The 19,979-nt window shown below is 73.1% G+C and carries 14 protein-coding genes; 6 read left to right on the forward strand and 8 right to left on the reverse strand.

The window, feature by feature from the left end; all coding sequences use genetic code 11:
- Positions 1–98: 98 nt before the first annotated feature.
- Positions 99–530 carry a division/cell wall cluster transcriptional repressor MraZ gene (mraZ, locus tag QTQ03_RS10485; protein ID WP_289277830.1) on the reverse strand — a complete coding sequence of 144 codons (432 nt, stop codon included), beginning with the start codon at positions 528–530 and terminating at the stop codon, positions 99–101.
- Positions 531–888: 358 nt separating this feature from the next.
- Here mraZ and QTQ03_RS10490 point away from each other — a divergent pair, with 358 nt between their 5' ends.
- From QTQ03_RS10490 to QTQ03_RS10500, 3 genes are read left to right on the forward strand one after another with little or no spacing between them, the layout of a single operon-like run.
- Complete coding sequence (locus tag QTQ03_RS10490; RefSeq protein WP_289280764.1) at positions 889–2,136, forward strand: MurT ligase domain-containing protein; 1,248 nt, start codon at positions 889–891, stop codon at positions 2,134–2,136.
- On the forward strand, positions 2,126–2,848 hold the full coding sequence (locus tag QTQ03_RS10495) for a type 1 glutamine amidotransferase (RefSeq protein WP_289277831.1): 723 nt from the start codon (positions 2,126–2,128) through the stop codon (positions 2,846–2,848). Before QTQ03_RS10490 ends, QTQ03_RS10495 begins: the two co-directional genes overlap by 11 nt.
- A complete protein-coding gene (locus QTQ03_RS10500) occupies positions 2,788–3,582 on the forward strand; it encodes a TVP38/TMEM64 family protein (protein WP_502889852.1) in 795 nt (264 codons plus the stop codon). Before QTQ03_RS10495 ends, QTQ03_RS10500 begins: the two co-directional genes overlap by 61 nt.
- A 249-nt stretch (positions 3,583–3,831) precedes the next feature.
- Here the strand turns inward: QTQ03_RS10500 and leuS are convergent, their stop codons facing one another.
- Positions 3,832–6,672 carry a leucine--tRNA ligase gene (leuS, locus tag QTQ03_RS10505; RefSeq protein WP_289277832.1) on the reverse strand — a complete coding sequence of 947 codons (2,841 nt, stop codon included), beginning with the start codon at positions 6,670–6,672 and terminating at the stop codon, positions 3,832–3,834.
- A 594-nt stretch (positions 6,673–7,266) separates the two neighbouring features.
- Between leuS and QTQ03_RS10510 the strand changes: the two genes are divergently transcribed.
- From QTQ03_RS10510 to QTQ03_RS10520, 3 genes are read left to right on the forward strand one after another with little or no spacing between them, the layout of a single operon-like run.
- Positions 7,267–8,319 carry an AAA family ATPase gene (locus tag QTQ03_RS10510; protein WP_289277833.1) on the forward strand — a complete coding sequence of 351 codons (1,053 nt, stop codon included), beginning with the start codon at positions 7,267–7,269 and terminating at the stop codon, positions 8,317–8,319.
- 1 nt (position 8,320) lies between these two features.
- Positions 8,321–9,619, forward strand: a complete 1,299-nt coding sequence (locus QTQ03_RS10515) for a DUF58 domain-containing protein (protein WP_289277834.1) — start codon at positions 8,321–8,323, stop codon at positions 9,617–9,619.
- A gap of 16 nt (positions 9,620–9,635) precedes the next feature.
- The gene (locus tag QTQ03_RS10520; protein WP_289277835.1) at positions 9,636–12,086 is read left to right on the forward strand and encodes a transglutaminase TgpA family protein; all 2,451 of its coding nucleotides are present in this window, start codon (positions 9,636–9,638) and stop codon (positions 12,084–12,086) included.
- 237 nt (positions 12,087–12,323) lie between these two features.
- Here the strand turns inward: QTQ03_RS10520 and QTQ03_RS10525 are convergent, their stop codons facing one another.
- From QTQ03_RS10525 to QTQ03_RS10550, 6 genes are all read right to left on the reverse strand, one after another.
- A complete protein-coding gene (locus tag QTQ03_RS10525; RefSeq protein ID WP_289277836.1) occupies positions 12,324–12,719 on the reverse strand; it encodes an SCO2097 family morphological protein in 396 nt (131 codons plus the stop codon).
- A 115-nt stretch (positions 12,720–12,834) separates the two neighbouring features.
- Entirely contained in the window at positions 12,835–14,094 is a 1,260-nt protein-coding gene (locus tag QTQ03_RS10530; protein WP_289277837.1) for a DNA polymerase IV, read from the reverse strand.
- A gap of 40 nt (positions 14,095–14,134) precedes the next feature.
- Entirely contained in the window at positions 14,135–15,292 is a 1,158-nt protein-coding gene (locus QTQ03_RS10535) for an alkaline phosphatase family protein (protein ID WP_289277838.1), read from the reverse strand.
- A complete protein-coding gene (locus tag QTQ03_RS10540) occupies positions 15,289–16,056 on the reverse strand; it encodes a methyltransferase domain-containing protein (protein WP_289277839.1) in 768 nt (255 codons plus the stop codon). The genes QTQ03_RS10535 and QTQ03_RS10540 overlap by 4 nt, the downstream gene beginning before the upstream one ends.
- A gap of 37 nt (positions 16,057–16,093) precedes the next feature.
- Positions 16,094–16,273 (reverse strand): hypothetical protein, encoded by a 180-nt coding sequence (locus tag QTQ03_RS10545; protein ID WP_289277840.1) that lies wholly within the window; start codon positions 16,271–16,273, stop codon positions 16,094–16,096.
- 121 nt (positions 16,274–16,394) lie between these two features.
- The gene (locus QTQ03_RS10550) at positions 16,395–19,808 is read right to left on the reverse strand and encodes an error-prone DNA polymerase (protein WP_289277841.1); all 3,414 of its coding nucleotides are present in this window, start codon (positions 19,806–19,808) and stop codon (positions 16,395–16,397) included.
- Positions 19,809–19,979: the final 171 nt, after the last annotated feature.

Consider the following 19,979-nt stretch of genomic DNA (forward strand, 5'->3'; position numbering starts at 1 on the left):
ACGGCCCCCCATCGGATCGTGCGCCTGGCACCGGGGAAGGGATGCCAGGAACTCGAAAGCGGCTGGAGATCTCGCAGTACGCCGGGCGCCGTCACGCCCTACAGACCGCCGGGCAGCACCCCCTCCTCGATGTCGGCGAAGCCGTCTTCGCTCTCCGCGAGGTAGGTCTCCCAGGCGACCTTGTCCCAGATCTCCACTCGGGTGTGCGCGCCGATCACAACCAGATCGCGGTCGAGGGCGGCATACTCCCGCAGGTGGGCCGGGATGGTGACCCGCCCCTGCTTGTCGGGAACCTCGTCGTGCGCGCTGGCGAAGAAGACCCGACCGTAAGCCCGGGCCGCCTTGTGTGTCATGGGTTGGGCGCGCAGCTGATCCGCGATTCGGTGGAACTCGGGCGTCGGAAAAACGTAGAGGCAGCGCTCCTGCCCTTTGGTGATCACGACACCCCCCGCCAGCTCGTCCCGGAACTTCGCCGGAAGGATCAACCGGCCCTTGTCGTCCAGACGCGGGGTGTGGGTGCCGAGGAACATCGACCCACCCCCTCGCCCTTCTAGCGGCGTTCGCGGCGCCGCTAACCCCCCGGGCCGGTGGGCCCCTCCCGGCCTCACCATCGCGCCCCACTCTACTCCACTTCCCTCCACCTGCAACCAGATTTGCCCGCGCGGCGCGCGTCCTCGCCGACCAAAACCGCACGTCAGGAGGGGTGGAGCAGAGTGGAGGGCCGGACCGGCCGCACGGCCGGCGTCCGCTTTCCGACATAGATCGACTCCGTCCGGCCGATGCCGGTCCGACCGGCCGCCGCGGCAGAACCGCACGAACGGTTCGCCGTCGGCGGCGATCTGGCGGGTCCGCCGGTGGAGTAACCTCGCTCGCGTGACGGACGCGAAGATGCCCCTACGGGCGAAGGTGGCCAGCTCCGTGTCGCGAACGGCCGCGGCGTTGTCGCGGGCCGCGGGTCGCGGCGACGGCTCGGTCATCGGCGGCTGGATCGGACTCAAGATCGACCCGGACCTGCTCGCCCACCTCGCCGCCGGTCGCACCATCGCCCTGATCTCCGGCACCAACGGCAAGACAACCACCACTCGGCTGGCCACAGCCGCCGTCGGCGTGCTCGGCCGGGTCGCCACCAACTCGTTCGGTGCGAACATGCCCAGCGGGCACACCTCCGCCCTGGCCAAGGCCGGCAGCACTCCGTACGCGGTGCTCGAGGTCGACGAGCACTACCTGGCGCAGGTGCTCGACGCCACCGACGCCCACGTGGTGGCGCTGCTCAACCTCTCCCGCGACCAGCTCGACCGGGCCAAGGAGGTCGCCATGATGGCGCAGCTCTGGCGCGCGGCGCTGGTCCGGCACCCGAGCCTTCGGGTCGTCGCCAACGCCGACGACCCGATGGTGGTGTGGGCGGCCAGCCCTCCGCCGAACCACGACCACCGGATCACGCCACCGCGGGTCACCTGGTTCAGCGCGGGCCAGCGCTGGCACGACGACTCGTGGGTCTGCCCGGAGTGCGGCTCCACCATCGTCCGCGAGGGCGAGCAGTGGTGGTGCACCGGCTGCCCGCTACGCCGCCCCCAGCCCCAGTGGATGGTGGAGGACGACGGCGTCGTCGACCCGACCGGCGCCTGGCACAAGATCCAGCTCCTGCTCCCCGGCAAGGTCAACCTCGGCAACGCCGCCACCGCCCTGGCCGTCGCGGCGGAGTTCGGCGCACGCCCCGTCGACGCGGTGCTCAAGCTCGGCACGGTCTCCTCGATCGCCGGACGGTACGCGCAGGTCGAGCGTGACGGGCGGTTGATCCGGCTGCTGCTGGCGAAGAACCCGGCCAGCTGGCTGGAAGCGTTCGACATGGCCGACGAGGCACCGACCCTGCTCTCGATCAACGCCCGCGATCCCGACGGGCTGGACACCTCCTGGCTCTTCGACGTCGACTTCAGCCCACTCCGCGGCCGGCAGGTGCTCATCACCGGTGATCGGGCGTACGACCTGGCGGTCCGGCTCGACGTCAACGACGTGCCGTTCCAGCACGTCCGCACGTTCGCCGAGGCCGTCCGGACCGCCCCACCGGGCCGACTGGAGGTCATCGCGAACTACACCGCGTTCCAGGACATCCGAGCGGAGTTGGACCGTGTCAACTGAAAGCCTACGTATCGTCTGGGTCTACCCTGATCTGCTGTCCACCTACGGCGACCGCGGCAACGCGCTGATCCTGGCCCGCCGCGCCCAGCAGCGCGGCTTCCCGGTCGAGGTGCTGGAGGTCCGTTCCGACCAGCCCCTGCCGGCCACCGCGGACATCTATCTCATCGGCGGTGGTGAGGACGGGCCGCAGGCGCTGGGCGCACAGCGGTTGATCGCCGACGGCGGCCTGCACCGGGCTGTCGCCCAGGGGTCGGTGGTGCTCGGTGTCTGCGCCGGCTACCAACTGCTCGGCGCCTCCTTCTTCGCCAAGGGCACGCGGTGCGCCGGGCTGGAGCTGCTCGACCTCTCGTCGGACCGGGGCCCCACCCGGGCTGTCGGCGAGGTGGCCGGCGACGTCGACCCCCGGCTAGGGCTTCCGCCGCTGAGCGGCTTCGAGAACCACGGCGGGCGTACCCACGTCGGCCCCGAGGCGGCACCGCTGGCCCGGGTCACCGCCGGCGTCGGCAACGACGGGGCGACCGAGGGCGCGTGGCGCGGCAAGCTGCTCGGCACCTACGTGCACGGCCCGGCACTGGCCCGCAACCCGGCCCTGGCCGACCTGCTGCTGCGCTGGGCCACCGGTGTCAACCAACTCCCCCCGCTGGACGACACCTGGTCCGACCGCCTCCGTGCCGAGCGCCGCGCCGCGGTGGCCGCCGCCGCGCGGCCGTGACCCGCGGTGGCAACCGTCCAGCCACGACCCGCGACGGCCGCCGCCCGATCCTGATCCCCACCCGCCGGCGGCTGGTACCCGATGCCGCGGCCGTCCGGTTCGGCGGGCTGCTGCTCCTGCTGGTGGTCCTCGCCCCGGTCGCGCTGCTGGCCCCCCGTCCGGAGCTGGCGGACCTGCCGGGGCTCGCCGACCGGCTGGGTGGGTACGCCCCGGTGGCCGCGGTCGTCGGCGGTGCGCTGCTGCTCGTCGCGCTGGTCCCGCGGACCTTCGTCACGCTGGCCTCCGGTGCGCTCTTCGGCGCGCTGGACGGGGCCGCGTACGCGCTCGGCGCGGCGCTGCTGGCCGCCGCGATCGGCTTCACGATCGGCCGGGTCCTCGGCCGGGAGTTCGTCGCCGCCCGGGTACGTGGGCGGCTGGCCCGGTTGGACGGCTGGTTCGCCCGGCAGAGCGTGCTCGGCGTGGTCACCGTCCGGCTGCTGCCGATCGCCGGGTTCGGGCTGGTCAGCTACGGCTACGGCACCACCGGCGCGCGGGTGCTGCCGTTCCTGGCCGGCAGCGTCGTCGCCTCCGCGCCGACCGCCTTCGGGTACGCGGCGATCGGCGCCGCAGTGACCTCCCCCGACGAGGTCACCTGGTTCGCCGCCGCCCCCGCCGGACTCGGCCTGATCGCCAGCGGGGTGCTCATCTATCGCTGGTGGCGCACCGAACGCATCCGCCGCCACGCCCCCACCTAACCCGCCCGCCCACCCGTCCGTGCCCTCGCGCCAACGTCCGCGCGCTGTTCGGGGACGGTGTGCCGTCCGGCGCCTGGCGCACGTACGCCGCCTGGCCGTGGTCGCCGCGCTGATCACCACCCTGGCACTGCGCCACCGCGACCCGTAGACCAGCTTTGTCCCATCTCGCCGATCATGGCAGTTGTGGTGGGGATCGGCCGCTCGTCGCGGGCGATCCGGGCACCACCACTCCATGATCGACGGGGGGCGTCAGGCGACGACGGAGACCATTCGGCCGGGGACGACGATGACCTTGCGGGGCGCCTTGCCAGCCAGGAACGCGGCGACCGCGTCCAGAGCTTCCGCGCGCACGTCGTCCTGGGTGGCGTCGACGGGCACCTCGACCCGGCCGCGCACCTTCCCGTTGACCTGCACCGGGTAGGTCACCGTCTCGGCCACCAGCAGGGCCGGGTCCGCCACCGGGAAGTCCGCGTACGTCAGCGAGGTCTGGTGCCCCATCCGGCGCCACAGCTCCTCCGCCACGTGCGGGGCGAACGGGGCCAGCATCAGCACCAGCGGCTCGGCCACCTCGCGCGGGGTCTCCGGCAGCCGGGTCAGCGCGTTGGTCAGCTCGATCAGCTTGGCGATCGCGGTGTTGAACCGGATCCCCTCCATGTCGGCCCGGACACCGTCGACCACCTTGTGCAGCAGCCGGCGGGTCGCCTCGTCGGCCGGGGTGTCGACCACCCGTAGCGCGCCGCTCCGCTCGTCCACGACCGCCCGCCACACCCGCTGCAGGAACCGGAACGAGCCGACCACCGCCCGGGTCTCCCACGGACGGGAGACCTCCAACGGGCCCATCGACATCTCGTACACCCGGAAGGTGTCCGCCCCGTACGCGGCGCACATCTCGTCCGGGGTCACCACGTTCTTCAGGGACTTGCCCATCTTGCCGTACTCGCGGTTGACCTGGACGTCGCCCAGCCAGTGGCCGCCGTCCCGCTCGGCCACCTCCTCCGCCGGCACGTACGCCCCACGCGCGTCGGTGTACGCGTACGCCTGGATGTAGCCCTGGTTGAACAGCTTCCGGAACGGCTCCAACGAGGACACGTGGCCCAGGTCGTACAGCACCTTGTGCCAGAAGCGGGCGTACAGCAGGTGTAGTACCGCGTGCTCGGCGCCGCCGACGTACAGGTCGGTGCCCCCGCAGTCGCCCTCGCCGCGCGGTCCCATCCAGTACCGCTCGTTCTCCGGGTCGACGAAGCGGTCGGCGTTGGTCGGGTCCAGGTAACGCAGCTCGTACCAGCAGGAGCCGGCCCACTGCGGCATCACGTTGGTCTCGCGGGTGTACCGCTTCGGCCCGTCGCCCAGGTCCAGCTCGACCTCGACCCAGTCGCGGCGGCGGGACAGCGGCGTCTCCGGGTTCGACGCCGCGTCCTGCGGGTCGAACGTGCGCGGCGAGAAGTCGTCCACCTCGGGCAGTTCGACCGGCAGCAGCTCCGCCGGCAGCGCGACCGCCGCGCCGGTGGAGTCGTACACGATCGGGAACGGCTCGCCCCAGTAGCGCTGCCGGCTGAACAGCCAGTCCCGCAGCCGGTAGGTCACCGCGCCCCGGCCACGCCCGTTCGCCTCCAGCCAGGCGATGATCCGCGCCTTGGCCTCGGCGATCCCCAGGCCGTTCAGGTCCAGGCCACGGCCGGGCGCGGCGCTGTTGATCGCCGGCCCCTCCCCCGCGTACGCCTTGCCGTCGAAGCCCTCGGCCGGCTGCACGGTCCGCACGATCGGCAGCTCGAAGACCTCGGCGAACGCCCAGTCCCGCTCGTCCTGCGCGGGTACCGCCATGATCGCGCCGGTGCCGTAGCCGGCCAGCACGTAGTCGGCAATGAAGATCGGGATCTGCGTGTCGGCGACCGGATTGGTGGCGTACGCGCCGATGAACACGCCGGTCTTGGCCTTTGTGTCGGCCTGCCGCTCGACGTCGGTCTTGGCGGCGGCGGCCTTGCGGTACGCCTGGACCGCCGCGCGGGGAGTGGCGTGCCCACCGGTCCAGGCGTCCTTCGTCCCCGCCGGCCACTGCACCGGCACCAGCTCGTCCACCAGCTCGTGCTCTGGCGCCAGCACCATGTAGGTGGCGCCGAAGATGGTGTCCGGCCGGGTGGTGAAGACCCGGATCGGCTCGCCGGTCGTCGGAAAGTCGATGTGCGCGCCGGTGGAGCGGCCGATCCAGTTACGCTGCATCAGCTTGATCGGCTCGGGCCAGTCCAGGGTGTCCAGGTCGTCCAGCAGCCGGTCGCCGTACGCGGTGATCCGCATCATCCACTGCTTCAGGTTTCGCTTGAAGACCGGGTAGTTCCCCCGCTCGGAGCGCCCGTCGGCGGTGACCTCCTCGTTGGCCAGGACGGTGCCCAGCCCCGGGCACCAGTTGACGGGGGCCTCCGAGACGTACGCCAGCCGGTGGTCGTCGACGATGCCGCGACGCTCCGCCTCGGTCAGCTCGGCCCACGGCCGCCCGTCCGGGGTGCGCCGCGTCCCGCCGGTGAACTCGGCGATCAGCTCGGCGACCGGGCGGGCCCGCTTCGCGCCGACGTCGTACCAGGAGTTGTAGATCTGCAGGAAGATCCACTGGGTCCAGCGGTAGAAGTCGGTGTCGATGGTGGCCACCGAGCGCCGCTCGTCGTGGGCCAGTCCCAGCCGGCGCAGCTGCGCCTTGTACCGGGTGATGTTCTCCTCGGTGGTGGTACGCGGGTGGGTGCCGGTCTGCACCGCGTACTGCTCGGCGGGCAGCCCGAACGCGTCGAAGCCCATCGCGTGGAGCACGTTGCGACCGGCCATCCGCTGGTAGCGGGCGAAACAGTCGGTGCCGATGTAGCCCAGCGGGTGCCCGACGTGCAGGCCGGCGCCCGACGGGTACGGGAACATGTCCAGCACGTACAGCTTCTCCGCGCCCGCGCGGGGATGGTCGGGGTCGGCCAGTGGGCCGGTCGGGTTGGGGGCGTGGAAGGTGCCCTCGCGTTCCCAGATGTCCTGCCAGCGGTTCTCGATCTCGTCGGCCAGGGCCGCCGTGTACCGGAACGGGGGGATGTCGCTGGCCGGTGCCGCTACCTCAGTCATGGCTCTCCTCGCTTCGCTCGGCGCGGTCGTCTCGTGCGGTGTCGGTCGGTGCTCGCCGCCCGCCTGACGGAACCGGCCGACGACGGGCACAAAAAAGCCCCTCGCACAGGAGGGGCCGCCGTGCTGTCGCGCGTTCAGCGCATCAGCACGGCCCGGTAAGAAGCAGGAAGACTCCGGCCATGTCCGGGAGTGTACCCCGGCCGCCCCGGCGGCCGGCCCCGGCGGCCGGCCCCGGCCGGCCCCGGCGGGCGGCCCCGGCCGGCCCCGGCGGGCGGCCCCGGCCGGCCCCGGCGGGCGGCCCCGGCCGGCCCCGGCGGGCGGGCCCGAGGTCACCGGTCGGGGACCAGCGCCCCGCGCCCGCCGCGCTCCGACCGTCCGCCGCCCGGGCACCCGTCCGCGTCGTCACGCCTCCCCCCAGCGGGCGGATAATCGGGGCGTAAGCGACGGAGTTCCTGCGGCTGTCGGCGGAGACGACAAACATGGTTAGCCTGAAGGCCAGTGAGATTCCTGCGGCAGACGTGGCTCGCGTGCGACCCCCCTACAGCGGGCCCAGGTGCTCTGCGAAGCTGCCGTCCAGGCGACGAGGAGGAGCCCGTGAGTCAACAGACCTGGGACGAGGTCGGCGGTCTGCTGCCACACGACAAGTTCCGCGCCGCCAGTGACGCCATCGTGGCGAACATCGAACAGGTCATCGAGGGCAAGACGGCCACCGTCCGGCTTGCCCTGGCGGTGCTGCTCGCCGAGGGTCATCTACTCATCGAGGACGTGCCCGGGGTGGGCAAGACCAAGCTGGCCAAGGCCCTCGCACGGTCGATCGACTGTTCGGTCCGGCGCATCCAGTTCACCCCCGACCTGCTGCCCAGCGACGTGACCGGGGTCAGCGTCTACAACCAGGAGACGCACGACTTCGAGTTCCGCCCCGGTGCCGTCTTCGCCAACCTGGTCGTCGGCGACGAGATCAACCGGGCCTCGCCGAAGACCCAGTCGGCGCTGCTGGAGTGTATGGAGGAGCGACAGGTCACCGTCGACGGGGTGACCTACCAGCTCCAGACGCCGTTCATGGTGATCGCGACGCAGAACCCGATCGAGATGGAGGGCACGTACCCGCTACCCGAGGCGCAACGGGACCGGTTCACCGCCCGGATCGCCATGGGGTACCCGGACGCCGGCGCCGAGCTGGCGATGCTCGACGGGCACGGCGCCACCGACCCGATGCAGGGGCTGCGGCCGGTCTCCGACGCCGACACGGTCCGGCAGCTCATCGGGCACGTCCGGCAGGTGCACGTCGCCGACGCGGTCAAGCAGTACGCGGTGGATCTGGTCACCGCCACCCGCGAGGCACCCGACCTGCGCCTCGGCGCCTCCCCGCGGGCCACCCTCCAGCTGTTGCGCACCGCCCGCGCGGTCGCCGCGCTCGATGGGCGCGACTACGTCCTCCCCGACGACCTGCAGGTGCTGGCCGTGCCGGTGCTGGCACACCGGATCATCCCGACCGCCGACGCGCAGCTGGCCCGGCGGACCACCGACGCGATCGTCTCCGACCTGGTGCACCGCCTGCCGTTGCCACACGAGCGGCGGCGTTCACCGTACGACACCCGGCCGGCCACCGGCAGCGCTCGCGCCCCGTACGAGCCGCGGAGGCCGTGACGTGCGCGACGGGCTGCGCGGGCTGACCACCCGCGGCCGTTCGTTCTTCGCGGCAGCGGTCGCCGCGGCGATCTCGGCCGCGATTCTCGGTGAGAAGGACCTGCTGCGGGTGGCCGTGCTGCTCGCCGTTCTTCCGCTGCTAGCCGCGTGGTATGTGGGGCGCAGCCGCTACAAGCTGGCCTGCCACCGGTCGCTGGACCCACACCGGGTGCCGGTCGGCGCCAGCTCCCGGGTGGTGCTGCGTTTGCAGAACCTGTCCCGGCTGCCCACCGGCACCCTGCTGTTGGAGGATCGGCTGCCGTACGCGCTGGGCAGCCGCCCCCGGGTGGTGCTCGACCGGCTCGGCGCCAACCAGGCCAGCTCGGTGGCGTACACGGTGCGGGCCGACGTGCGCGGGCGGTACGAGGTCGGCCCGCTGGTGGTCCGGATGACCGACCCGTTCGGCCTGTGCGAGCTGACCCGATCCTTCCCCAGCACCGACCGGCTGACGGTGATCCCGCAGGTCACCCCGCTACCCATGATCCGTCTCCCCGGCGAGTACGCGGGCAGCGGCGACAGCCGGGCCCGGTCCGTGGCGGTGCACGGCGAGGACGACACGGCCACCCGGGAGTACCGGATGGGTGACGACCTGCGCCGGGTGCACTGGAAGTCGACCGCCCGCACCGGTGAGTTGATGGTGCGCCGCGAGGAGCAGCCCTGGGAGAGTCGGGCCACCGTCCTGCTCGACACCCGGGCGTACGGGCACTGCGGCGACGGTCCCACTGCCAGCTTCGAGTGGGCGGTCTCGGCCGCCGCGAGCATCGCCGTACACCTGCGTCAGGGCGGTTACAAGCTGCGGCTGGTGACCGGCTCCGGCACCGACATCGACGCGACGGAGGTGACCGGCGGCGGCCTACTCCTCGATCACCTCGCCGACGTACGTCTCGACCAGCGCGTCGAGATCGCCACGCTGGTGCAGCGGGTCCGGCAGCGCTCCGACGGCGGCCTGATCATCGGCCTGTTCGGGTCGCTGAGCACCACCGAGGCCGAGCTGCTGGCCGCGCTACGCGGCAACGGGGCGACCTGCGTCGCGTTCCTGCTGGACAGCTCGACCTGGCTCAACCTGCCCACCAAGGCCCGGGCCGAGGCCGACCACGCCCACGGCATCGCCGCGCTCGCGCTGTTGCAGAGTGGGTGGCGGGTGGTCGGCGTTGACCACGGTGCCCGGCTGCCCGCACTGTGGCCACAGGCCGCGCGAGGTTCGCAGGGCTTCGCCGTCCGGGCGGCCCTCGCCGAGACGGTTGCCGGCGGCATGCGATGAACGGACGGTTCCCCTCATGATCGCCCACCGGAACCTGGGCCTTGTCGCGGCCGCCGCGACGCTACTCGCCGCGGCGCCGCTGTCGGCCATCTTCGAGCGCTGGACGTGGCTGGTCCAGTCGACCATCGCGGTCGCGGTGGTGGCCACGGTGGCGGCGCTGACCCGGCTGGGCCGGCTGCCGCTGTGGGGGCAGACGCTCGGCATGCTGGCCGGTCTGACGCTCGCCCTGGGGTGGCTCTTCCCCTCCGGCTCCGAACTGTTCAAGGTCGTACCCACCCCGGCCACCTTCGGGTACTTCGCTTCACTGGCCGACGCCTCGCTGGTGGACATCCGTTCGTACGGGGTCAAGGTGCCGGACACCGACCCGCTGCTGTTCATCACGGTGCTCGGGGTCGGCGGGGTCGCGGTGCTGGTCGATCTGGTGGCGGTCGGGCTGCGCCGGCCGGCGCTCGCCGGCCTGCCGATGCTGGCCATCTACTCGGTGCCGGTGGCGGTCTACGTCGACAGCGTTCCGCCCGTGCCGTTCGTCGTCGGCGCGGCCGGTTACCTGTGGCTCCTGGTCACCGACAACGTCGACCGGGTCCGCCGGTTCGGCCGACGGTTCACCGGCGACGGCCGGGGTGTCGACGTCTGGGAGTCCTCCCCACTGTCCGCTGCCGGCCGCCGGCTCGCGGCGGTAGGCGTCGTGCTGGCCGTCGTGGTGCCGCTGGCCCCGCTGCCGGGGATGAACGCCAGCCTGCTCGACACGCTCGGCTCCGGTACCGGTGCCGGCACCGACCGGCCGGGCCAGGGCAACTCGCCCGACCGGATCGACCTCTTCGCCACGCTGAGCGGTCAGCTCAACCAGAGCGAGGTCGCCGACCTGGTGAAGGTCACCACCGACGAGCCGAACCCGTTCTACCTGCGCTTCGGCGTCGCCGACAAACTGCGGCCCGACGGTTTCCGGGCGAGCAACCCCACCGGCCGTGCGGTACTGCCCGACCCGCCGGAACGGACCCGGCCGGGCGTCGAGCGCAACACCTACTCGGCCACCGTCGAGGTGACGAAGAACCTCGCGATGCCGTATCTCCCCGTGTACCGTGAGCCCCTGCGCGTCGAGGGCCTGAGCGGCAACTGGTACTACGACAAGAACCTCCAGGTGTTCTTCTCCAACCGGGAGTCCTCGCGGGACAGGCGCTACGCGTTCGAGTACGTCCGGACGGCGTACACCCCGGCGGCGCTGCGGCAGGCGCGGCCGCTGCCGCCCGACCACAGCCTGCGCCGGCAGACGGTCACCCCGCATGTGCCGGAGGTGGACGCGCTGGTCGAAACCCTCCTCCGGGGCAAGACCACCGAGTACGACAAGGTCCGCGCCGTCTACGACTACTTCTCCGCGGAGAACGGGTTCAGCTACGCCCTGAGCACCGAGGGCGGCACCAGCGGCGAGGACATCGTCAACTTCCTCACCAACAAGGCCGGCTTCTGCCAGCAGTACGCCGCCGCGATGGCGTGGCTGGTCCGCGCCGCCGACGTCCCGGCACGGGTGGCCTTCGGCTTCACCAACGGCGTCAACTCCGGTGGCGGCACGTACACCCTGACCAACCGCAACCTGCACGCCTGGACCGAGGTCTACTTCGACGGGTTCGGCTGGGTTCCCTTCGACGCCACCCCCGCCTACGGAGTTCAGGGTGCCGCCCGCTCGGCCTGGGCGCCGGACACCGATGCCCCGGAGGGGACCGCCCCGGGGCCGAGCACCGCCGGCGGCCCCGCCGGTCCGGAGTCCACGGCCGGTCCGGAGCGTCGTCTCGACGGGCAGGAGGACGTGTCCTCCGGGCTGTCGGCCACCCCCGGCACGCCGATCCGGTCGACGCCGATCTGGGTGTGGTGGGCCGCTGGCGTCCTGGCGCTGCTCGCGCTGCTCGCCGTCCCGGCGCTGCGGCGACTCGCCCTGCGCCGCCGGCGCAGCGGTGGGCGGGCACCGGCGCCGGTCACCGGCGCCGCCGCGGCGCCGGCCGGCGGGCGGCGGATGGTGGTTCTGGCCGACGCGGACCGTGCCCGCGTCGACGCGCACACCGCCTGGGACGAACTGCTCGACACGCTGGTGGACTTCCGGGTACGAATCGACCGGGCGGAGACGCCCCGGGCGACCGCCGACCGGCTGGCCCGGGAGACGCTCGCGGGCGACACCGCCGCGACGGCGGCGGTACGCCTACTCGGCCAGGCAGAGGAGCGGGCCCGCTACGCCCGGGACCCGCTCACCGGTGAGCCGTTGCCGCGCGCTCTCCGCCACGTCCGTGCCGCGCTCGCTACCCGGGCCGATCGACGGACCCGCCTGCTGGCGGCTACTCTCCCCCCGTCGGTGCTGCTGCGCTGGCGTGTTGCCACGACGGACCGGTCAGCCCGACTGGTGACGATGCACGGCCGACTCCGATACGCGGTCCTACGGTGGAATCCCCGACGGCTGCTCGCCAACCGCTTCGCCCGCTGACCCGGTGTTACCTTCGAGACAGGTAGGCACCGGCCCGCCGGAACGGTGGTAGTCGGCGGGTTCGCGGCCGGTCGCCGAGATGTTCCAACCGGCGGGCGCGCGGAAGTGCCGGACGAGGGCCAGTTCTCGATGGAGCTGTGGGGTCCAACCGGCGGGCGCGCGGAAGTGCCACATGTCGCCGCCGATGCGGCGGCGCAGCCCCGCCGTCGAGCGCGAACCCGACCGGTCCGGAGAGGGTCAGCGATGCCCCTCCGGGCGCTGCCGCCAGCGGTCCTCCATCCGGTCCAGGAGCGACGACCGCCGGCCGGCCCGTCCGCGGGGACGGCGTGCCGTCGTCGTCCCGCCCACGACGTGCAGGTCAGGTGACTGCGCCCGCCGGTGCGACTGCACCCCGAAGCCCAGCGCGGCCAGCATGACGACGAATCCCGCCACTGCCAGCGGCGGAGTCTTGATCACCGCGCCGTAGACCAGTAGGGCCAAACCGACGACGGCGACGCCGGCAGCGACGAGCAGGCGACGCCGCGCGTGGAAACGCGGGTCGCTGGCGCGCACGGCCGAGGCGAATTTGGGGTCCTCGGCAAGCGACCGCTCGATCTGATCGAACAGCCGCTGCTCGTGCTCCGAGAGCGGCACGGCACTCCTCCCCGGTCACGTGGGTCGGCCCGGTCGGGCCGACAGACCGTGGCAGCCAACCGGCTGCTTACCCGCAAGTCTACGAGGGGCCTCGCGCGTCGGAAAGCGGGACGACCTATGGTCGACTCTGATTTTCGTCTGGACGTGGATCCCGGACTCGGAGCAGACTTGCGGGACCTATGACGGACCGCCCGAAACGGGCAGCAGCGGCGTCAGCGGCAGCTTCCGCCTCCCGCCAGCCCCGTTCCGGCGCGCCGAGGGCGAGTTGCCGCGGGGTCTCCCGCGCCGCCGAAAGACCCTCGGCCCGGACGCCGACCAGCCGGATCGGCTCCGTCGGGTCGAGGGCGGTCCAGAGCGCCCAAGCCGTGTCGAACATCTCCCGACCGACATCGGTGGGCACGTCAAGGGTACGGGAGCGGCTGACGGTGCGAAAGTCTGCCAGGCGCACCTTCAGCGAGACCGTCCGGCCCACCTGCCCGGCGCGGCGCAGCCGGCCGCCGACCCTCTCGGCGAGCCCGAGCAGAGCCCGCCGGATCTCCTGGGGGTCGACCACGTCGACGTCGAACGTCACCTCGGCGCCGATCGACTTCTCCACCTGCTCGAGGGCGATCCGGCGCGCGTCCCGCCCCCATGCCAGCTCGCGCAGGTGACGGGCGGCCGCCTCGCCGAGCGCCTGCCGCAGCATCCCGATCGGTGCCCGCGCCAGCTCACCGACGGTGGTCAGACCGAGCCGGTGCAACGTCTCGGCGGAGCGCTCCCCCACCCCCCACAGCGCCGCCACCGGCAGCGGGTGCAGGAAGTCGAGCACCCGGGCGGTCGGGACGACCAGCAGGCCGTCCGGTTTGGCCCGGGTCGAGCCGAGCTTCGCCACGAACTTGCTCGGCGCCACCCCGACCGAACAGGTGAGCTCCTGCTCCCGCGCCACCCGCTCGCGGACCAGCCGGGCGATCACGGCCGGTGGGCCGAACAGCCGCCGGGCACCGGCCACGTCGAGGAACGCCTCGTCCAGGGAGAGCGGCTCGACCAGCGGGGTGACCTCCCGGAAGATCTGCATGACAGCTCTGGAGGCGGCCGTGTACGCGGGCAAGTCGGGCGGCAGGAACACCGCCTGCGGGCAGAGCGCCCGGGCCCGCATGATCGGCATGGCGCTGCGTACGCCGTATCGCCGAGCCTCGTAGCTCGCCGAACTGACCACCCCGCGCGGCCCGGCCCCGCCGACCACGACCGGCCGCCCGCGCAGCTCCGGTCGGCGGCGCACCTCCACCGAGGCGAAGAACGCGTCCATGTCGACGTGCAGCATCGAGCAGCCGGAATCGTCGGCGTCCGACCCGAAGCGCGGATCGCCGCCCCGGGGCAACGACTGGCTGCGGCCCATGCCGGAGAGGCTAGCGGCCAGGTCCGACGAAACCGCCGGGTCAGCCCCGCACCACCAGCAGCGGGATCGTCATCTCCGCCGCGGTGTCCGCCCCGTGGTACGCGACCAGCCGGCTCGCCATCGGCGGCTCCGACCGGGTGGCCAGCACGGCGTAGGTGGTGTTGCAGACCACCACCACGTCCCCGATCCGGCTCAGATGCGCCTCGGGCACCGGACCGAACCAGCCGGCAGCCACGAACTGCTCGCGCGTGCGCACGCGCGCCGCGCCGCCGAGCACCGCGGACCAGGTGGCCAGCACGTCGTCCCGGGCACCCGGCGCCACGTGCAGGTAACGGACGCGGGGTTCACCGGCGACCACGGCCACCCCGTCCCGCAGGCGCGGGTCGGTGTCCAGGTCGAACCGGTGCGCGGCGGGCACGTCGAGCTGCCCGTGGTCGGCGGTGACCAGCAGCGCGGCGTCCGGCGGCAGGCCGTCCACGAGGTGGGCCAGCAGCTGGTCCACCTCGGCGGCGGCGGCCCGCCAGGGCATCGAGTCGACGCCACTGAGATGGCCGTGCCGGTCCAGGTCGGGATGGTAGCCGGAGACCAGGGTGGGCCCGGCGCCGGCGGCCAGGGCGGCGAGCATCTCCCGGCCCAGCGCGTCGACGCCGGCTGCCCCCCGGTAGTCGCCGCCACGATTGGCCGCCAGGGTCAACCCGCTGCCGCCGAACTCGGGCCGGCTCACCACCGTCACGTGGACGCCGGCGGCCCGCGCCCGCTCCAACTGGGTGGGGACCGGCTGCCAGCGCAGCGGCTCCGGCTCGCCGGCCCAGTCGATGTGGTTGAGCACCCGGTCGGTCCCGGGTACCCGCAGGGTGAACCCGAGCACGCCGTGCACGCCGGGCGCGGCGCCGGTGCCCAGGGTCACCAGGCTGGTCGGGGTCGTGGAGGGGAAACCGGAGGTAAGCGGCCGGCCCACGGTCGCGGCAAGGCCGGCCAGGGTCGGCGCGTACGGTGCGGCGGTCGGTATCTGGTACCAACCGAGGCCGTCGACGAGCAGCACCGCGATCCGACGCACGCCGGCCAGCGCCCCGGTGAGACCGAGCACGTCGGTGGCACCGGGCACCCCGAGCACGGCGAGCGCCGCGGGCAGGACGTCGGCGAGGCTCGCCGCGCCGTACCGGGGGGCGACGGTCTCCAGCGGCCTGACGCCGGTCATGCCGGGCGACGGGCGAACAGATGCAGCTGGGCGGCGAGGTCCCGCCAGGGCGCGCGGGCGGCGAGCGCCCGCTCCAGCTCCAGCAGGGCGGCCGGCTGGCCGTCGGCGACCGTCGCGGGCAGCAGGTCGGCGAGGACGCGGACGCCGTGGATCTCCTCCACCGTCAGCCCGGCGGCGGCGAGCAGCGCGGCGGCGTTCCCGGTGTCGTAACGCCGGCGCAGGGTGTCCCGCGCCCCGGCGGTGCCGCCGAGGTCGGCGGCCAGCGCGGCGGCCACGTCCAGGTGCCCGTTCATCGCCCGGCCGAGGACCGCGGCGGCCCGCCCGGCCACCAACACGCTCGCGGCCCCGCCTGGGCGCAGGGCACCGGCCAGCGCGGTGACCACCGGGACCGGGTCGTCGACCACCTCGAGGACGGCGTGGCAGAGCACCAAGTCCACGCTGGCCGGCTCGACCAGCCCGGTGAGCGCGTCACCGTCACCCTGGACGGCCCGTACCTGGTCGGCGACTCCCGCCTCGGCGGCCCGGCGGGTCAGTGCGGCGAGCGCGTCGGGATTGGCGTCGACCACGGTGACCCGGTGCCCGGCCCGGGCCAGCGGCACGGCGAAGCCGCCGGTGCCGCCACCCACGTCGAGCACGGCGAGTTCGGTGTCACCGCGGCGGTCCAGCTCGGCGGCCAGCACCGACCAGATCACGGCGGTCCGGGGGGTCAGCGGCGGCCCGGCGAGGCGGCCTCGGGTCTGCTCCACCCGGACGAGCCTAGTCATTCGGTCCAGCTCCGCCAGGGACGCCGCCCGGTGGCCCTCAGGCCTCACCGCCGGCGGTGCCCTCCTCATCGTTGCGGGAGCGCACCGAGTTCGCCACGGGCCCGTCGGTGACCTCGTACTCGCGGACCTCGGTGTGGTGCGTGGGCACCCATCCGGCGCCCAGCCGGGTCCGCCGGGTGTTTGCCACTCCACCGTGGTACGTGTGATTCCCCGTCATCGGCTCGTTCCCCTCATGACACGCGGGCCACCCTGCCCACGACACGTGGGCCACCCTGCCCACGCGGGCATGGAGTCTCCCGCCATCCGGGACGGAAATCCGTAACGCAGATCACGTCCGGTCAACGGAAGTCACGCGACGCGGGGCTGACCGGCGGGTCGATCACGTCCAACCGATCGGCCGTGAGGTTGATCACCCCCTCGTGACGCTGCAACCGCCCGCGGACCACCAGCGCGACGCTGGTCCTGGCCACCCGCCGGTAACGCTGCCACAGCCCGGGCGAGCAGGTGACGTTGAGCATCCCGGTCTCGTCCTCCAGGTTGAGGAAGGTGACGCCACCCGCCGTCGCCGGACGCTGCCGGTGGGTGACGATCCCGCCGACCCGGATCCGCCGACCCGGCTCCACCCGACCGAGCCGGGCGATCGGCACCGCGCCCAGCGCGTCGAGCTGGTCCCGGACAAACCTGGCCGGGTGGCTCTCCGGCGACAGCCCGGTCGCCCACACGTCCGCAACGAGGCGGTCGACCGCCTCCATCCCAGGCAGGGTCGGCGCGGTCGCGCCGGTCACCGTGGCGGGCAGGCGACCCGGCCGGTCCTGGGCCGCAGCCCCGGCCGCCCAGAGCGCCTGCCGCCGGGTCAGGCCGAAGCACGCGAAGGCGTCCGCGGTGGCGAGCGCCTCCAGCTGCGCGGCGGTGAGACCCACCCGGCGGGCCAGATCCGGCATGTCCCGGTACGGCCCGTGTGCCACGCGTTCGGCCTCGATCCGTTCGGCCACCTCCGCGCCGAGGGTACGCACGCCGGACAGCCCAAGGCGGACGGCCGGCCCGCCCAGCCCCCAGGCGTGTGGCGGCTCCCCCGCCACGCTGCCCCACCGGGTGTCCGGGGTGGACTCCAGGACGGCCTTGGCGCCGCTGGCGTTGATATCCGGCCGGCGCACCTCCACCCCGTGCCGGCGGGCGTCGTCGACCAGGGTCTGCGGCGAGTAGAAACCCATCGGCTGGGCACCCAGCAGCGCGGCCAGGAACGGGCCCGGGTGGTAGCGCTTGAGCCAGGAGCTGGCGTACACCAGGTAGGCGAAACTCATCGCGTGGCTCTCCGGGAAGCCGTAGCTGGCGAACGCGGTGAGCTTGCGGTAGACGTCGTCGGCCAGCTCACCGGTGATGCCCCGCTCGGCCATCCCGGCGTAGAGCCGGTCGGCGATCCGTGCCATCCGCTCCACCGAGCGCTTGGCGCCCATCGCCCGGCGCAGTTGGTCGGCCTCGGCCGCGTCGAAGCCGGCCAGGTCCATGGCGAGCTGCATCAGCTGCTCCTGGAACAACGGTACGCCGAGGGTCTTCTCCAGCGCGTTGCGCATCAGCGGGTGCGGGAAGGTGACCGGCTCCTGGCCGTTCTTGCGCCGGATGTACGGGTGCACCGAGCCACCCTGGATCGGGCCGGGGCGGATCAGCGCCACCTCCACCACCAGGTCGTAGAACTCACGGGGCTTGAGCCGGGGCAGGGTGGCCATCTGGGCGCGGCTCTCCACCTGGAACACCCCGACCGAGTCGGCCCGGCAGAGCATGTCGTAGACCTCGGGGTCGTTCAGGGTCATGTCGCCCAGATCGAGCCTGGACCCGATCATGTCGTAGCCGTAGCGCAGCGCCGAGAGCATGCCGAGGCCGAGCAGGTCGAACTTGACCAGCCCGACCGAGGCGCAGTCGTCCTTGTCCCACTGAAGCACGCTGCGGCCGGGCATCCGGGCCCACTCCACCGGGCAGACCTCGATCACCGGCCGGTCGCAGATCACCATGCCGCCGGAGTGGATCCCCAGGTGCCTCGGGAACGTCTGGAGTTCGTTCGCGTACGCGACCACCTGCTCGGGGATGTCCGCCACGTCGACCGCGGCCACCGACCCCCAACGGTCGATCTGCTTGCTCCAGGCGTCCTGCTGGCCGGGCGAGAAGCCGAACGCCTTCGCCACGTCCCGCACCGCCGACCGGGGTCGATACGAGATGACGTTGGCGACCTGGGCGGTGTGCTCCCGGCCGTACCGGGCGTAGACGTGCTGGATGACCTCCTCCCGGCGGTCGGACTCGATGTCCACGTCGATGTCCGGCGGCCCGTCGCGTTCCGGTGCGAGGAAGCGTTCGAAGAGCAGCCGGTGCCGCACGGCGTCCACATTGGTGATCCGCAGCGCGTAGCAGACCGCCGAGTTGGCTGCCGAGCCCCGGCCCTGGCAGTAGATGTCCCGCTCCCGGCAGAACGTGACGATGTCGTAGACCACCAGGAAGTAGCCGGGGAAACCCAGCTCCTCGATCATGTTCAGCTCGTGTTCCAGTTGCGCGTACGCCTCGGGGTGCGCCTCCGGCGGGCCGTACCGTTCCCCCGCGCCCTGCCCGGTCAGGTGGCGCAGCCAGCTCATCTCGGTGTGCCCCGGCGGCACCGGGTACGCCGGCAGCTCCGGCGCCACGAGCTGCAGATCGAAGGCGAGCTCCGCGCCGAACTCGGCGGCTCGGGCCACGGCCCCCGGGTACCCGGCGAACCGAGCCGCCATCTCGGCGCCGCTGCGCAGATGGGCGGTGCCGGCGGCGGGCAGCCAGCCGTCGATCTCGTCCAGGCTGCGCCGGGCCCGGACCGCGGCGAGCGTCGTGGCCAGCCGGCGCCGGCCGGGGGTGGCATAGTGCACGTTGTTGGTGGCCACCGTCGGTAGCCCGGCGGCGGCGGCCAGCTCGGCGAGGGCGTCGTTGCGGTCGGCGTCGACCGGGTGCCCGTGGTCGGTCAGCTCCACCGCCACCGTCTCGGCGCCGAAGAGCGCGGTCAGCCGGTCCAACTCCCGGGCCGCCGCGTCGACACCCCCGGTGAGCAGGGCTGCCGGCACGTGGCCCTTGCGGCATCCGGTGAGCACCAGTACGTGGTCACGCAGCTCGGCGGCGACCTCCGCCAGCTCCCCGTAGACCGGGCGCCCCTTCTCACCGCCGCGCAGCTGGGCGCGGGAGATGGTGGCGGCCAGCCGCGCGTACCCCTCGTGGCCGTGCGCGAGCAGCAGCAGGTGCCGCCCGAGCGGATCCGGTTCGCCGCTCTGCGGGCCGGGCAGGTCGAGGGAGAGTTCCGCGCCGAAGACCGTCGGCAGGTGCAGGGCGCGGGCCGCCTCGGCGAAGCGCACCACGCCGTGGAAGCCGTCGTGGTCGGTCACCGCGAGAGCGGTGAGCCCGAGCCGGGCGGCCTCCTCGGCCAGTTCCTCCGGATGGCTGGCGCCGTCGAGGAAGCTGAAGTTGGTGTGCGTGTGCAGCTCCGCGTACGGCACCGCACCGTACGGGCGACTCAACGCGGGCGGCTCGTAGTGCTGGCGCTTGCGGGTCCACACCGGGGCGTCCCCGCCGTCGGCATCCACCGTTAGGGGGTCCACCACGTGCAGATGCCGCCCCCGCCGGCCGCTCCCGCCCCGGCCTCCCCGACCGGAGCCGGACAGCGGGGCGCCGGACCCCTGGCCCTCACCCCGACCGGAGAGCACGCGCTCCAGCTCGGACCAGGGAAGATCCGGGTTGTGGAAGCTCATCCGACGCCTCCCGGGCCGGTCGGGCCGGTCGGACAACTCTGGAGAAGAAGAACTGTCAGTGAGCGATATGACTGCCAGCCATAGATATGCCGGACCGTCATATCGCTCACCGAAGCATTCGCTTCCCTCGGCCGTGACGGCCCGTAGCCGCCGTCCCCGACGGGTCGCGGA

It is taken from the genome of Micromonospora sp. WMMA1363 (genome assembly GCF_030345795.1).
Classification (GTDB): Bacteria; Actinomycetota; Actinomycetes; order Mycobacteriales; family Micromonosporaceae; genus Micromonospora.

Bases quoted from the DNA above. Each gene is read 5' to 3' on its own strand.
- mraZ (WP_289277830.1), bottom strand. From the start codon at position 530: ATGTTCCTCGGCACCCACACCCCGCGTCTGGACGACAAGGGCCGGTTG.
- QTQ03_RS10490 (WP_289280764.1), top strand. From the start codon at position 889: ATGCCCCTACGGGCGAAGGTGGCCAGCTCCGTGTCGCGAACGGCCGCG.
- leuS (WP_289277832.1), bottom strand. From the start codon at position 6,672: ATGACTGAGGTAGCGGCACCGGCCAGCGACATCCCCCCGTTCCGGTAC.
- QTQ03_RS10520 (WP_289277835.1), top strand. From the start codon at position 9,636: ATGATCGCCCACCGGAACCTGGGCCTTGTCGCGGCCGCCGCGACGCTA.
- QTQ03_RS10530 (WP_289277837.1), bottom strand. From the start codon at position 14,094: ATGGGCCGCAGCCAGTCGTTGCCCCGGGGCGGCGATCCGCGCTTCGGG.
- QTQ03_RS10535 (WP_289277838.1), bottom strand. From the start codon at position 15,292: ATGACCGGCGTCAGGCCGCTGGAGACCGTCGCCCCCCGGTACGGCGCG.
- QTQ03_RS10540 (WP_289277839.1), bottom strand. From the start codon at position 16,056: ATGACTAGGCTCGTCCGGGTGGAGCAGACCCGAGGCCGCCTCGCCGGG.
- QTQ03_RS10545 (WP_289277840.1), bottom strand. From the start codon at position 16,273: ATGACGGGGAATCACACGTACCACGGTGGAGTGGCAAACACCCGGCGG.
- QTQ03_RS10550 (WP_289277841.1), bottom strand. From the start codon at position 19,808: ATGAGCTTCCACAACCCGGATCTTCCCTGGTCCGAGCTGGAGCGCGTG.